Raw genomic sequence first — 14,772 nt, forward strand, 5'->3', positions numbered from 1 at the left:
ATGGCAGGCTCCGTGAAACTAGACAAATTCTTACTGCAGGCGATTGATGGCGGGCCCTGCGTCGCTATACGTCACGAGACGCCGTCGCCACTGTTACCCCCGGCCGAAGTCGAATTTCGCACGGTTGACGGTGTACACGTAAAAACGCTGGATGCCCTCTTCGACACCTTCGCAAAGGTCTGGGATTTTCCGCCCTGGTTCGGCCACAATTACGCGGCCTTTGATGACTTCATGAGGGATCTGGACAACCTGACTAATAAAGCTCTTGAGAAGCCACCTGCTCGCGCATATCTAACCGAGGTGACTCATTCCCATCTCCTGCTGGTCGAAGAGCCCGAAGTTTTCTCCTGGTTCGCCAACAAAATGGCGTTTTACCGTAATCACTATCGTGACGAACTCAACCCGCCGGCGGCCTTCGGCTTATTGCTTTCCGCTCCCGGCGATAAGCTCCCCGAAGTCCGCCAACGGTGGGTATCCGTCGGCGTCCAAGTCGCAGAAGTGGACGTCGAGCCACCTCCGGACGCAACTGGTTAGGGGCGGACCGACGGGACCCGCCTTTTGCCCACAAAATGCCCACAATTCCCCTGCAGTTACAGACATCTGCAGCGACTTCTAGTAATGAGCTTTTGCTGCTAGGAGCGGTTTTCAACCTCTCTCGCTGGGTCGCCAGAACAGTTCAATCCTGACAGGGGGCTCCACTCAAAACCGGCCTACCTGCGCGGATACGGCCCACCGTAGCGACGACGTGGAACAGCTCGCCGCACTCGGCATGACGCGCGTTCGCGGTCACTCTTGGATCGGCCGATCACCGGGATCGCAACGACGTCGCCGAGACGCTCAGGATGGGGGTGATGTGGCGGATTACCTCGATTGGGGGTCGATGGTCATCCGACCGAACGGCGATGGCAATTTGGCACTTGGGGCCGTCCATGGGCACGAATGCCACTCGCGGATGCGGGAAGTAGTCGGCCGCAGGAGCCGAGTGCACCGTGATGCGGTTGGTTAATGCAACCGCGGCCGTCAGCGCCGCGGGATAACGCACCCGATCCCCAGACCTCCGGTCCACCCAGGCGTCGCCGAGCCATCGCTCCATCCCGGAGGTGCCCAAGTCGACATCGACGAACAGTTCTTCAGCGACGTCACCCGCGGACAATCGGTGTGCGTCGGCGAGCGAGGACTGCCGCGGAACGATTGCCACGCGCTCCGACACCATTACCGGTAGCAGATCTATGCCATCGATTGGTCCCACGGCCATGACGAATCCCACGTCGGCCCGCCCAGACCGCACCACCTCGTACTGCTCGGCGAAGGTGACGTCGGTGAAGCCGACTTCCAATCCCGGATGCGCCGCAAAGAGCGCCTCTCGCAGGTAGCCCCACAGGTCGCCGAGACCGAATCCCAGTACCCCAAACGACAAACGGTCCGCGGACGGGTCGGCCCGCACACGGCAAGTCAGCGTGTCGAAGGCTTCCACAACGCGCTGGGCCTGTGCGAGAAACTCGCTGCCGCGCTGGGTAACGACGACTCGCCGGCTGGTCCGGGCGAAGATCTGAAAACCGACGCTTGCTTCTAACTCTCGGATGACGCGCCCGAACGGCTGAGCTGCGATGTAGTGGCGCTGCGCGGCACGCCCGAAGTGGAGTTCCTCAGCCAACGTCAACGCGAACCGCAAGGCACGAATGCTCATCCGACCCATGTACTCGTCGCTCGCTCCGCCCGTTCTGGAACCAATGGTGTCTCGACATCCTTTGTACTCGTCGGCCTCGGTACGCGTCGGCGCGTCGGCGACGGGTTCGGCAGAGGCCCAACCAGTTGACTGCAACTCCGTGAGTAGGTGTGGCGAGCTGGTTCGTGTGCTCGGTGATTACAACTTTTTTGACTGATGATCGCCCGGTAGGCGTGGTGCTGGACTGGTCATGACGACAACCACACTTCCGCGGGAGGCGAGTCATGTCGGAACACCGCATCGTCGTGCGCGGCGGCCATCTCCTCACCATGGACGCGGCGCTGGGCACAATTCCGATAGGCGACGTCCTCGTCGAAGACGGCGAAATCACGGCGGTGGCGCCTTCATTGCCGACCGTGGACGCTGAGGTCATTGACGCCCGGGGCCATATCGTCGCACCGGGATTGATCGACACCCACCGGCATACCTGGCAATCGCAGATGCGGGCGTTGTGTTCGGATTGGACGCTGGGCGACTATTTCTTCGGAATCCGGCTGGCCGTGGCGCCGGCGTACACCGCTGAGGATGTCTACCTGGGCAACCGGTTGGGCGCCCTGGAGGCTCTCAACGCCGGCGTCACCACCATTCTTGATTTTTCCCACTGCAATAACAGCCCCGACCACAGCGACGCGGCGGTTGCGGGTCTTCAAGACGCCGGCATTCGAGGCGTCTTCGCCTACGGTTTTTTCGACTCCAGCCCCCAAACGCCGCAGTTCTTCGCCGACCACGGCGACCGCATCAAGGACTTTGAGCGGATCGCGGCTCGCTATTTTCACGGCAGTGACGGTCTGCTCAGTCTCGGGGTGGCGTTGACCGAGGTCGGATTGATTCCCCTGCACCGCACGCGGGCCGAAATTCAGGCGGCCCGTGCCCACGATGCGTTGACCGTCACCCACACCGGCAACATTTGGTCACTTCCCAGCGGGATCGCCGAACTGGATGCGGCGGGCCTGCTCAGCCCGGACCAGGTGCACGTGCACTGCAACGCCTTAACCGAGCTGGAATGGGACATCCTGGCCCGGCACCGAGCCAAGATCTCGATCTCACCGGAGAGCGAGCTGAACATGGGCATGGGTCGGCTCGCGTTTCGGGCGGCCGAACAACGGGGCATCAAGCCAACGCTGTCCACCGACATTACGTCGCTGAATTCCGGCGATCTGTTCGTCCAGCTGCGGCTCGCACTGGCGTTCAAGCGCTGGGCCGACGCCGAGCCGACGAATCTAGCCGGAGCCGATCCACGGCAGGTGTTGACATCGGCATACCAGGCCTTGGAATGGACGACGATCAACGCGGCCGAAGCGTTGCGTCTTCAGGACCGCATCGGCAGCATCACGGTCGGCAAACGCGCCGACTTGATCGTGATCGGCGGATCGGCGATCAACCAGCACCCGCAGATCGATCCTGCCGGCACTCTCGTGTTCCAGACGTGTTCCGACGACGTCCGCACTGTGTTGGTCGACGGGAAAGTCGTCAAACGCGACGGTGTTCTGCAGGGGGTCAACCTGCCGGACCTGACGAAACGCGCCGACGTATCAGCTGAGGCGATCCTCGATCGGGTTCGGGCGACCGTGCCACGGCTACCTGGCACCGCTCCTGCAGCCTTCGATGAATTGGCCGAGTTGATCACCGCGAACCTACGGAGCGCACGGTGACGACTGCTGAACTGCCCGTAACCAGTTTCCGGCCGCCGGCCACGAAGAACGAGATTACGGCGGGAGCGTGGCCGCGGATTCAGCCTGACACCGCAACAGATAAGAGGAGATGATATGGAGCTCAAAGGGAAGCGAGTGCTCATCACTGGGGCGTCGCGAGGCATCGGCGAAAGTCTTGCCCGTGCCTTCGTCGGTGCCGGGGCAACAGTGGCGCTCGTCGCGCGGACCGAGAGCGCCCTGCGGGCACTGGCCGCCGAGCTCGGGGGTTCTGCCCACGTTGCCGACCTATCGGATCCACTTCAAGTCGCCACCCTCATTCAACGCGTTGAGCACGAAATCGGGCCGGTCGACGTTCTCGTCAACAACGCGGGCGTCGACACCATCGGTGGTTTCACTGACGCGTCCGGCGATGACCTGCGACGGGTAACTGAGGTCAACTACGTCACCCCAGCCGAATTGTGCCGGCAAGCCATCCCCCGAATGCTTCGCCGCGGGGACGGCCACATTATCAACGTCTCTTCGCTCGCGGGCTGCGTGGCCCTTCCAGGGCTCGCGACCTACTCAGCGTCGAAAGCGGCTCTTACCCAGTTCACCGCGGCCCTGCGAGCCGAGCTTCGTGGATTGCCGATCCGCACAACACTGGTAGAGCTCGGACCGATCCCCACCGACATGCAGGCCCGTGCCGAGAATTACGCGCCGACAGCCAATTCCTTCGCCCGCTTCTACCGGATGCAGCTCCTCGTCGACGTACCGCGCGAAACCGTTGCCACACAGGTCGTCTCAGCCGTAATGAAAGACCGAAAGCATGTCCGACTACCCAAGCGAGCCGTCGTCTTCCCGATGCTCGTCGAGGCTCCCCGACGTACTGGTGAACTTCTTCTCATCGGCGTTCCTCATCAGGCAAAGCCGCTCAGCGTCGACGATGCAGAAACTCGGTGATCTTATGAGATTTGTCTTGCCGGATTTGAGAGCCGATGACCTGGAGGTCTCCGTGCCGCGTCGCGTGACGGTTCTCGCCAGGGTGCCGGAATCCGCAACTTGGCGATGCACGTTCCACGCGGACCGGTGAAGTCCCAGTCGCTTCTGCCGATCAGGGACTGAAGCCGATTGCCGCCATGGCCGAGGGATGCTGCAAAAGTCCAAAGCCACTAGGCGAGATGTCAGTTGGACACTAACGCGCGGGCGAACGGCACGGACACAGAGATCCCCCTAGCGGACATCGCGCGTGGCATTGTCGAACCGCTTCCATTCAGGGTGGCGATCCCGACCATCGGGCCAGATTGGGTCGCGCTCCGTGTACTAAGAACGGGTGGATCTGCCAAGGTCAGCGATGATGGCGACGACCCGGATTACGGGTGGCCTGGGAGGCCTTCCAGTCCACCCTGGATGCCGTGCAGATCGTCTTGGATGCCTTGCAGTTTTCCTTCGATGGCCTGCAGGTCAGAAAGAGTGTTCTGATAGGCCGGCTGCATCTGGTCTGCCACGGAAGGTTGAGACTGCGGGCAGTACGCAACGATGGCACCGGCGGTGACGTCGGTACTTTGGTTGGCGTCCCATACCGACGATCGCTGCACGAAGCCGACCGCATCGGCGAACGTGTGTTGCTGCGCCAGGAAGTCGCAGACGGCGTGCCCTTGGGCCGTCACGTATTCCTGGCTGGGAACCGGCACGCCTTCGTGCTTCAACGCGCCGACAAATGCCGCGTCGGCAATGTCGACCCGCGGAGCGGGTGCTGCCGGCGCCAACGGCTTGGGCGGTGCCGCCGACGGCGGAGTTTCCGTCGGCTGCGCTTCCGGCTGCGCTTCCGGCTGCGCCGCCGTCGAATCCCGTTGGTGGACCGCCAACATCACCACCACCGCGGCGACGACGGCGACCAGGGATAGCGGCAATGCCGCGAGGAGGCCCCAGCGGCGCAGCACACCCTTAACACGTCGGCGCGGCTTGGTGCGGGTTGTGTTGTTCCGCAACCAGGTGTCGGGAACAAACAACGCGCTTTCGGGTGACGCTGGGTCGGGGTGAGACGCCCCCGAGCTGTGGGCGAGCAGCTCGTCGAGCAGTTCGTCGACCTCTCGGGATGACGGTTCACGGCCTTGCTGGCGCAGCGATTGACGCCAGACCGCGATGCGCCGCAATTCTGAGTCGATCGTCTCGCGGTCGCGCATATCAACCAGTTTGCGAGCGTCGCAAGTCCCGGTCAACCGCGACGGCCGGCGACACCCATGCACGGTGGCGCTCCCGCAGGTCACCCATGCTTTTGCCCCCGGGCTCAAGCCTTGGACACGGCCCGGAAATTGATCCCCGGATCAATTTGGGATGGCAACGCTCATGCCGCCGTCGACCATCCAGACCGCGCCGACCGCATAGCTCGCGAGGTCTGATGCCAGGAAGGCCGCGATGTGCGCGATCTCAGCGGGGTCGGCCGCCCGGTTGATGGGTGCGCCCTTTCCGTGCTCCACCAGATCGTCCGGATCACCGAGGATGTTCGTCACCACATCGCCGACCCCGAGCGCGTTGACCCGGATTCCATTGTCGATGCCCTCCAAGGCCGCAGTTCGAGTCAACTGTGCGAGTGCACCTTTGGAGGCGGCGTAGGCGGAGATCGTCTTGAACGTCTGAAAGCAAGCGTAGGAACCGATGTTGACGATGGAGCCACTCTGATGGGGAATCATCGCGCGCATCGCTTCGCGAGTGTGCAGGAAGGCTCCGGTGGCGTTGGTTCCGATGATGTGATTCCAGTCCTCGAGCGTTGTCTCGACGACGGGTTTGTTGATGATCGTGCCGGCGTTGTTGACGAGAATATCGAGCTTGCCAAAGCGGTTATGGGCCAGGCCTACCGCGTCTTTCGCCGTTTGCTCCGCCGCAACGTCGCCGACTAACGGGGCCACGGTGTCGACGCCGGCGAACAGGTCGTCAACGGCGGGGTCGATATCCTCGGCTACCACCGCGACGCCATATTCGTTCAACCGTCGAGTGATTGCCAGACCGATCCCACTCGCCGCTCCGGTCACGATGGCGACCTTGCCTTGCAAGATCTCATTCAGATGATCGACGCTCACGGCAACTCCTCGGGACTGACTACAGGCGCGAAAACAACGCTACGTAGCGTAGCGTTGTCCGTCAAGCTCACTCGGATGAATCGTGTTGAATGGTGGACCTACCTCGGAAGGAGGGCCGGAGTTGCGATCGGAGCCGACTGGCGATCAGCGCCGCGCACCGAAGCGGGGAGTCGAAACGACGGCATTGATTTTGCGTGCCGCCCTCAAGATCGGCACGGAGGTTGGGTTCGACGCGTTGACGGTGGAACTGCTGGCCGAGCGCACCGGGATCGCCAAGACGACGATCTATCGGCGTTGGCCGAATATCTCAACCGTGGTGATGGACGCATTTCTGGCCGAAGTCGACCGCGCCGCACCGATCGTAGAACTTCCCACCGCGCGCGAAAGTCTAACCGTTTCAATGAAATCACTGGCCCAGCTGTATCGGGGTCCGTACGGCAGCACATTGCGCGTCTTGATCGGACGGGCACAGATCGATGACGAGTTGCGAAATGCCGTCGTGACGCGCTGGGTGGAGCCGAGGCGGGCCGTCGCTCGGTCCATTATCAGCCAAGGCATCCGGAGCCAGGAAATCCGGGACGGACTCGACCCCGATCTCATTCTCGACGCGCTCTACGGGCCGATCTATCATCGGCTGCTCGTTCCCTATCAGGACATCGAACTTTCCGACTCGTACGTCGAGAACTTGGTCGACACCATTTTCAACGGTGTGGGCCTCATCTGACCTCGGAATCAGGTGGGCAGTCGGGCCCGTTACGAGGATTGTCCGACGCTCAACGCGAGCTGACCCGCCTCCCGACCGCCGGCGCGACAACGGCGCGGGTTTACCCGCAGGGCGCGTCGGGTAACTCCCATTCAGCGGATCTGAATCGTGAGGCGTCGGGCACTGTCGGCGCCGTACCGCGAAAGAAGGATTGATCGTGGGCGCCAAGCACCGAATGACCGGATCGCGGCTGCGACACCGATCGGTGGTGTGTGGCGTTGCTCCCCTCTCCCTCTTGTGTGCCGCGAGCTTCACGGCACTGGCGATTGCTGGCCCTACCACCGAAAACCCAACGGCGCCCGACCATGTGATCGCTGCCACACCGCCGGCACCTTCGCCGCAGTCAGTGAGTCAGGAGGGAATCCTGATCGCAGTATCGGCGGACTCGGTAACCGCGCGCAGCGCCAGCGGATATACCCAGACGTACTTGCTCACCCCCGACACGACCGTGATCACCGGCACTGGTAGCAAACCCTTCACCGCCACTTCACATTTCACGGTCAATGACGCCGTGGACATCGTCGGGACCGTCCAGGGCAACAAGGCGCTCGCCACCAGCCTGGCCCACCGCGATGTGGGACATGGTGATGGTCGGCCGATGGATGATGTTGCCGGCCAATAGGTTAACGGCCTATGGCCACACGTCACATCCGGGTTAGCGCCTGTTACGTAGGGGTACACCATCTTTCAAGGCGCTCTTGAGCGCTGCCCCTCCCGGAAGGTGGAAACCACCGATGACATCGCCCCATCCGATAGACGTGCTGCTCGTCGAGGACGACCCCGGCGATGAACTGATCACCCGAGAAGCGTTCGAGCACCACAAGATCGCCAACAAGCTCCACGTGGCCCATGACGGTGCCGAAGGACTGGATTTCCTTTATCGCCGTGGCCAATTCAGCAACGCACCGCGGCCCGATCTCATCTTGCTAGATCTCAATCTGCCCAAGTTCAACGGCCGCCAGGTCTTACAAACCGTCAAATCGGACCCCGACCTGCAAGACATTCCCGTCGTGGTACTAACCACGTCGTCGGAGCAGGAGGACGTTCTGAGCAGCTATAACCTGCACGCCAACGCCTACGTCACCAAGCCCGTCGACCTCGACCAGTACATGGCCGCGATCCGACAGATCGACAGCTTCTTCGTCCAGATTGTGCGGCTCCCACGACGTGGCTAGCGTTGTGGTCACTGGCAGGTCTCACCGCGGCTATTGTTCTGTGGCTGAAGCGATATGCCACCCTGGTTTTTTCTCCGGCCAACGGGGTATGCGAAAGTTATGTGTGTGGAGCTTTCACCGGCGGTCCCAGTGCAACTGAGTTGCGCGGGTACAGCCGACCCCGCCACCGCGGGCGAGCTGCGCCGCTCGCTGCGAAGCTGGCTGCGGGAGTTGCCACAGGCGGCACCGGAGGTCAGCGAGGACATCATTCTCGGCGTGTACGAAGCGCTTGCCAATTGCGTTGAACACGCCTACCGCGCCGCGGAAGTCGGCACCATGAGCCTTCAGGCCGCTTATGACCCAGCCGCACAGATCATCAGCGTCTGCGTCAGCGATCGGGGAGCATGGCATCGGCGTTCGCCGCGACAGCCCCACGACCCGCGCGCGTCCCGCGGCATCATGTTGATGCACGCCTTGGCAGACCACTGCACCATCAACGCTCGACCCGACGGCACCACCGTATGCCTTGATTATTCTGCGCCTCAAGAACATTGATTTACAGCGCCCGCCCTGAGCTCCAAAGCGGTTGAGCTAGCCGGCTTTTAGTCGCCCTCGAAGAGGATGGTCAGGTGCGACGGTCCGCGGATAGCCGGTGTGTCCCGCCAACTGGGATCGCCACGAAGCACCGGGCGGCGCGCCAGGATGTGGCGCAGTGCCACGGCGATCTCGAGCCGGGCGAGCGCGGCGCCCAGACAGTAGTGTGAGCCGTAGCCGAATGTCAGCGGCGCAGGTCCGGCGCGGTCTATCTGAAGTCGTCTGGGCCAGGGGAAGACCTCCGGATCGCGGTTGGCGGCGCCGATGACGGCCAGGGCCGGCTCGCCCGCATGGACTGCAACGCCGCCGACGATGTGGTCGCACGTGGCGGTGCGCCCCACCGCCTGTACGGGTCCGTCGAGGCGCAGCAGCTCGCTGACAAGTCGATCGTCGACCGTGTCGATGATGTCGATGGGCCGGACACCTCTGGGGCCGGGCTTCAAGAGACGGATCATGGCTGCACCCAACAGGTTTGCGGTCGTTTCATGTCCCGCGACGGCGATGATCACCGCAGTGGTGACGACATCTTCGAGTTCGAGGTTGCGGTCGGCGGCGATGAATCCGAGCAGGTCGTCGCGGCGGTGGGTGCGGCGGTCGGCCGCCAGCGGGAGAAGCTCGGCGACCAGTGCCGCGAAGGCCTCTGTTCCGGCGTTGATAGCGCTGATGTCTGCGACACCACTGAGCATCTCGCTGATCGCCGGCGATTCGTCACCGAACAATCGTGCCGTGTCTACATCGAGGCCCATCCAGGCTGCGACGACAGCGATCGGTAGCGGTGATGCGATTTCGGTCATGAAGTCGAACTCGCCCGCGGTGGATATGCGGTCGATCGTTTCCGTCGCGATCGCTTCGATACCCTCGTGCAGACCAGCGATGAAAGAGCGGGTGAAGACGTCGCGAACCGAATCACGCAGCCGCTGATGATCGACGCCATCGGTGAATAAGATATTGCTGCGCAAGATATCTGGATCCACAGCCCCAAACACATCCCGAGTGATGGGGTTCGCCAACGGGCTACTCGTCCAGTTGGATCCGCCGAGAACGTGTTGCACGGCGTGATAGCCGAGCACCAGCCAAGCCCCCGTAGCGTGATCCCAGACCACGTCGCCTTCATGGCGTCGGCGCTCGTAGTAGGAAAAGGGGTCGGCCGCATCCCACGGCAACTGGGCCCGGACGTCAGGCGCGGTCATGGTGGTCCAAAGCCGACGGGAGACCGCGCTCCCGGACCCACGCGTGATGCAGCTTGCCCAATTCAGTGATCGGCTCGATGACACCGTCCATGTCGTCGATGATGGCCCGCGCCGGCGCGGTAGCCGATAGCCCGACGACGACGCTGCAGAGGGCGAGCAGGAGGCGCCCGGCGAACACAAAGTCCTCGGGCGCCTTCATGCGGGCCATCGGATGGTCGGCGTCACTAACGCCGAATAATCCGTGAATCGTGCGTGCGGTCGTCTCGGGAGTGTAGGTGGCCGGCTGGGGTGCCGCGATGGACTCGTGGAGCATCTCCGACTGCCACTCATACAGCTCGTCAGCGGTCAGGTCGGAGTCGGCGGCGAGGAAGCCGGCCTGCACCATCAGGTCGCGGTAGTCCTGTTTGCGGCGCTCGATGACGGCACGATTCATGGCGACCAGTCGCCAGCGCTGCAGTTCCGGCAGGACCTTCACGCAGCCGTAGTCCAAAAAGCCGACGGTGCCATCGGCGTTGAACCGGTAGTTGCCGGGATGAGGATCGGCGTGCAACAGATTCGCGTGCCGGAAGCTGCCCTGACTGAAGCGCACGATGGCCTCGGCCCAGACGTTCTTCAGATCCTGATCGGCTCGTTGCGCTTGCGGCCAGTCCATTCCGTCGAGGTAGCTCATCGTCAAGACGCGGTCGCTGGATGCTTCGGGAATCACGCTGGGAACTCGGATGAACGGATGGCCTCGATAGAGTTCGGCGAACCTCCCGATGGTGGCCGCCTCGTGCCGATAGTCCACCTCTTCGGAGATCCGTGCTGCCGCCTCGCGCGCCACCGACCGAAAATCCGGATTAATTCCCAGCGCCGACGTCATGAACCGAAAAAACGTTGCCAACAACTCGGTATTGGCCAGATCATCGCGGATCGCCTGGGCTACACCGGGATACTGGACCTTGACAGCAACCTCGCGACCGTCGCGCAGGACCCCGTGGTGCACTTGACCGATCGACGCGGCGGCTATCGGCTCGTCACTGAACTCAGCAAACTGGCCGACGGCGGAACCGAGCTCGGCGTCGAGGACTTCCCGAACCAACTCCGGATGCATCGGCGGAGCGTCGGCCTGCAGCCGGCTCATGGCTTTCTGATAGGGCCAGAACCCGCCCGTGCCCAACGCTCGCGTGTCGATCATTGACATGCTCTGACCGAGCTTCATCAGCACGCCCTTGGAGTGCCCGAGTAGTTCGGTGTAGCGCTCGGCAGTGCGTTCGTGAAAGCGTTCGACGGCATCGTCCTCGCCCGCTCGTCGGCGTAATCCTGCGACGAGCCGGCCCCCGGCGGCTCGCGCGGTGAAGCCCACCAACGGCATGGTGCGGCGGATCCGACCCTGCGGTAGCGGGCTGTCCTGATGCGGCATGTGGCCCTTACCCTACCCTGCCTAGTAAAGTGGTACCTTGTACACGGTAAGTGATCACTTTGGAGGGGTCAATGACGACGCCCGCATCAACACGGGAACGGCTAGTAAGCGAGGCAATGCGGCTGTTCAGTGCGAAGGGATTCGACGCGACCAGCGTCTCCCAGATCGAAGCCGCCGCCGGATTGGCACCCGGCTCGGGCGCCCTCTATCACCACTTCAAATCCAAGGAAGAGCTCCTCAACGCAGGCATCGATCGCCAGCTGGACCGCCGCCACGCGATGCACGACATCCGCGCTCTCTTCGCGGGCCTCGGTGACATGCACGCCGAGCTGACCGTCCTGGGCAGGTACTTGCTCTCGGTCGTCGACGAAGAGATCGAACTGCTGCAGATCGCCGCGCGCACCTCCGCGGGCCGTTCCGCTCGCCTTGACACCGCCTATGCCGCCCTGGTCGATACGCTCAATAGCGAACTGGCGGAATGGATTATGGTCTGGGCGCCCGGGATGAGCCAACAACAGGCCAAGGTTTCCGCGGCACTCGGCGTCAACGGCGTTCTGGGGGCGCGCTTCGCCACCAACCTCTTCCACCAATCCGAGGCGCGCGTCCCCGACGATCACTACCTCGCCGAGTGGACCGAGGTGCTGGCCGCACGCATTCAGGCGCTCAGCGACAACTGATCAGTAGACATCGCGCAGATAGCGGTGGTTCTTCATGAGCTCGTTGACATATGCGTGTGCGGCGGCGTCGTCCATCCCGCCACAGCGGGCCACGATGCCACGCAGTGCCACGTCGACATCCTTGGCCATTCGCTCGGCGTCGCCGCACACGTACACGTATGCGCCGTCCTGCAGCCAGCTGAAGATCTCCGCCGAGTTCTCCCACATGCGGTGCTGCACGTACTGTTTCGAGTCGCCCGCCGCCCCGTCTCGGGAGAACGCGCAGTCGAGTCGGGTGAGCGTACCGGATCGGACGAAGGCGTCGAGTTCGTCGCCGTAGAGGAAATCGCAGCCGCGCCGTCGGTCCCCGAAGAACAGCCACGAGCGACCAGACGCGCCGGCCGCCTGCCGTTCCTGCAGGAAGCCCCGGAACGGCGCGATGCCGGTCCCCGGGCCGATCATGATGATCGGCGCGTCCGCCGCCGGCAGCCGGAAGGAATGGTTGGGCCGCAGCTGTACTCGCACCGTCTCACCGCGGTCCGCGAGGAATGTCGAGGCCACGCCGCCATGCCGGCGATCGCCGACCGTGTAGCGCACTGTCGCCACCGTCAGGTGCACATGGTCGGGGTGCACCAGCGGGCTCGACGCGATCGAATAGTCACGAGACTGCAGGGGACGCAGGGTGTCGACGACTTCATCGACAGTCAGGTCGCCCAGCCTGATCAGATCGAGCACATCTTTGCCGTACAACCACGAGCCCGGGGCGGCAACGACATCGGCGCCCAGCGCGCTCGCCGCCGCCGCGTCCTTCGTACGAGAGGCGACCAAGGTTTGCAGTGCCCGCGACGGCGTCCGGATCTCGAGGCGATCGGCGAGCAACGCACCGAGTCGCTCGTCATAGCCGGTCACCGCGTAGTCGGCGCCCACGCCGAGCTCGCCCAGGAGCGCGTCGACGAGGATCGGATCGTTGCTGGCATGCACCGCGATGGAATCGCCTGTGTTGTAAGTGATCCCGGAGCCAAAAAGCTCCACCTCGTAGTGACGGACCTCCTTGTCGGAGGCCGTCGTGGTGAGCAGTCGGTTGACCGCTATGCGTGCCTCGAAAAGCGCATGGCTGCGATCCCGGCGGGACTGCTCGGCGTTGTCGGATGGGCGCGGTTCCGGCACGCTGACGACGACTGCGGGGGCGGGATCGGTGTGGTCGGCGGACAGCAGCTTGACGAGATCGTTTGTCCACGCCTCGGCCGCTTGCGCATAGACGCCGTCGACGTCGACTCGCTCGGCCAGCCGGATGCCGCCGAGGGCTTCCAGGCGCTCGTCCAGGAGCCGCCCGGCATTGCAGAACTGTTCGTAGCCAGTGTCGCCGAGGGCAAGCACCGCGAACCTCAGATGTTCGAGCCGTTCGGCACCGTCTGCGCTGATCGCCTCCCAGAACAAGGAGGCGTTGTCCGGAAACTCGCCCTCACCCCACGTCGAACACACGACAACGAAGTGAGTCGCCGATTGCAGGTCGGACGGTTCGACCTGGTTGAGTTCGATCGCGGCAGCACTGACACCGAGGGCTTCCTCGGCCGCCTCGGCGAATGACATGGCGGCGTCTTCGGCATTGCCCATGTCACTGCCGTACCCGACAACCAGCGAGAATTCCGGCTGAGAAGTCATGATTGCTCCCGTTGTTCGTCGCGCGCGAGACTCGCCGTCTCCATAAGCTTAGGCTTACCTTAGTTTTCTCGGGCAGGGGCCGCAACAACCCCGGCCGAGCGCATACGGGTCGGTGGACGCCGGGACTAGCGCTGGTCGCGCCTGCGGGCGAGGAACGCCCGCATGTGCTGTTGCGGCTCCCCAGTGAGGAACGCCAAACCGAATTGCTCGACGCTGTCTTCGATCGCCCCATGAACGGTCATGTCGAACCATTTGTTGAGAAGGCGCTTTTGTTGTCGAACCGCATTCGTGCCGAATCCACCGAGTTTCGTCGTGAGCTCGGCGATGCGATGGTCCAGTTGGTCGGTGGCGACAACCTCGTGAACGAGGCCCCAGCCGGCAGCCGTCCGGGCGTCGATCGTTTCGCCGGTCAGCAATAGCCAGGCCGAGTGCGAGGCCCCGATCAGTGCGGGCAACAACGCCGAATGAATTACCGATGGGATGCCGACGGCCACTTCCGGCATGCCAAATCTGGCCCCTGACTCCGCGATTCGCAGATCGCAGCAGATTGCGACTTCCAGTCCGCCGCCGAGGCACCAACCCGCGAGACGGGCGATGACAGGAACCGGACATTCGCGAATCGATTCGCATAAGCCGGCCAGCCGGCGGATGAAAATCTCGCCGGTGGACCGATCCAGCGCGACCATCTCGTTGATGTCGGCGCCGCCGATGAATGCCTTCTCCCCCGCTCCGCGCAGCACCACGACCCTGGCGTCGCTCTCGTGGCTAATCGCGCGGAAGGCCTGCGTCAGTTCCTCGATGGCCCCGCTGCCCAAGATGTTGAGCGGTTTGGAGTTGATCAACTCGATGGTGGCCAGCCCGCCATCGCGGCTGACCCTGACGAATCGTCTTTCCAACTAAGCGATGTCTCTGTGGCC

15 protein-coding genes are annotated in these 14,772 nt (G+C 63.3%); 8 read left to right on the forward strand and 7 right to left on the reverse strand.

Annotation, left to right across the window (positions count from 1 at the left end; genetic code table 11):
• Nucleotides 1–534, forward strand: coding sequence for a barstar family protein (locus tag OK015_RS27015; RefSeq protein ID WP_268127822.1), 534 nt, complete (start codon nt 1–3; stop codon nt 532–534).
• 271 nt (nt 535–805) lie between these two features.
• On the opposite strand, the gene OK015_RS27020 is transcribed toward OK015_RS27015, so the two are convergent.
• Nucleotides 806–1,687: a LysR family transcriptional regulator gene (locus tag OK015_RS27020; protein WP_268127825.1), complete on the reverse strand. Its 882-nt coding sequence runs from the start codon at nt 1,685–1,687 to the stop codon at nt 806–808.
• A gap of 263 nt (nt 1,688–1,950) precedes the next feature.
• Between OK015_RS27020 and OK015_RS27025 the strand changes: the two genes are divergently transcribed.
• The gene (locus OK015_RS27025) at nt 1,951–3,378 is read left to right on the forward strand and encodes an amidohydrolase family protein (RefSeq protein ID WP_268127827.1); all 1,428 of its coding nucleotides are present in this window, start codon (nt 1,951–1,953) and stop codon (nt 3,376–3,378) included.
• Nucleotides 3,379–3,492: 114 nt separating this feature from the next.
• On the forward strand, nt 3,493–4,317 hold the full coding sequence (locus tag OK015_RS27030; RefSeq protein WP_268127829.1) for an SDR family NAD(P)-dependent oxidoreductase: 825 nt from the start codon (nt 3,493–3,495) through the stop codon (nt 4,315–4,317).
• A 410-nt stretch (nt 4,318–4,727) separates the two neighbouring features.
• Here the strand turns inward: OK015_RS27030 and OK015_RS27035 are convergent, their stop codons facing one another.
• On the reverse strand, nt 4,728–5,540 hold the full coding sequence (locus OK015_RS27035; protein WP_268127831.1) for a DUF732 domain-containing protein: 813 nt from the start codon (nt 5,538–5,540) through the stop codon (nt 4,728–4,730).
• Nucleotides 5,541–5,681: 141 nt separating this feature from the next.
• Entirely contained in the window at nt 5,682–6,434 is a 753-nt protein-coding gene (locus OK015_RS27040; protein WP_268127832.1) for an SDR family NAD(P)-dependent oxidoreductase, read from the reverse strand.
• Nucleotides 6,435–6,555: 121 nt separating this feature from the next.
• On the opposite strand from OK015_RS27040, the gene OK015_RS27045 reads away from it, so the two are divergent.
• From OK015_RS27045 to OK015_RS27060, 4 genes are all read left to right on the forward strand, one after another.
• Entirely contained in the window at nt 6,556–7,158 is a 603-nt protein-coding gene (locus OK015_RS27045) for a TetR/AcrR family transcriptional regulator (RefSeq protein ID WP_268127834.1), read from the forward strand.
• A 196-nt stretch (nt 7,159–7,354) separates the two neighbouring features.
• Nucleotides 7,355–7,819, forward strand: coding sequence for a hypothetical protein (locus OK015_RS27050; protein WP_268127836.1), 465 nt, complete (start codon nt 7,355–7,357; stop codon nt 7,817–7,819).
• 112 nt (nt 7,820–7,931) lie between these two features.
• On the forward strand, nt 7,932–8,372 hold the full coding sequence (locus tag OK015_RS27055) for a response regulator (RefSeq protein WP_268127837.1): 441 nt from the start codon (nt 7,932–7,934) through the stop codon (nt 8,370–8,372).
• Nucleotides 8,373–8,501: 129 nt separating this feature from the next.
• A complete protein-coding gene (locus OK015_RS27060; protein WP_268133143.1) occupies nt 8,502–8,906 on the forward strand; it encodes an ATP-binding protein in 405 nt (134 codons plus the stop codon).
• A gap of 47 nt (nt 8,907–8,953) precedes the next feature.
• Here OK015_RS27060 and OK015_RS27065 read toward each other — a convergent pair whose 3' ends face one another.
• Together OK015_RS27065 and OK015_RS27070 are read right to left on the reverse strand one after the other, a co-directional pair.
• Nucleotides 8,954–10,135 carry a cytochrome P450 gene (locus OK015_RS27065; RefSeq protein ID WP_268127839.1) on the reverse strand — a complete coding sequence of 394 codons (1,182 nt, stop codon included), beginning with the start codon at nt 10,133–10,135 and terminating at the stop codon, nt 8,954–8,956.
• Nucleotides 10,122–11,537 (reverse strand): ABC1 kinase family protein, encoded by a 1,416-nt coding sequence (locus OK015_RS27070; protein ID WP_268127841.1) that lies wholly within the window; start codon nt 11,535–11,537, stop codon nt 10,122–10,124. The genes OK015_RS27065 and OK015_RS27070 overlap by 14 nt, the downstream gene beginning before the upstream one ends.
• Before the next feature lie 71 nt (nt 11,538–11,608).
• Between OK015_RS27070 and OK015_RS27075 the strand changes: the two genes are divergently transcribed.
• The gene (locus OK015_RS27075; RefSeq protein WP_268127843.1) at nt 11,609–12,214 is read left to right on the forward strand and encodes a TetR/AcrR family transcriptional regulator; all 606 of its coding nucleotides are present in this window, start codon (nt 11,609–11,611) and stop codon (nt 12,212–12,214) included.
• Here OK015_RS27075 and OK015_RS27080 read toward each other — a convergent pair whose 3' ends face one another.
• Together OK015_RS27080 and OK015_RS27085 are read right to left on the reverse strand one after the other, a co-directional pair.
• Nucleotides 12,215–13,855 (reverse strand): diflavin oxidoreductase, encoded by a 1,641-nt coding sequence (locus OK015_RS27080; protein ID WP_268127845.1) that lies wholly within the window; start codon nt 13,853–13,855, stop codon nt 12,215–12,217.
• Nucleotides 13,856–13,980: 125 nt separating this feature from the next.
• Nucleotides 13,981–14,751, reverse strand: a complete 771-nt coding sequence (locus tag OK015_RS27085) for an enoyl-CoA hydratase (protein ID WP_268127847.1) — start codon at nt 14,749–14,751, stop codon at nt 13,981–13,983.
• Between the last annotated feature and the right edge of the window lie 21 nt (nt 14,752–14,772).

The organism is Mycobacterium sp. Aquia_216, assembly GCF_026723865.1.
Lineage (GTDB): Bacteria > Actinomycetota > Actinomycetes > Mycobacteriales > Mycobacteriaceae > Mycobacterium.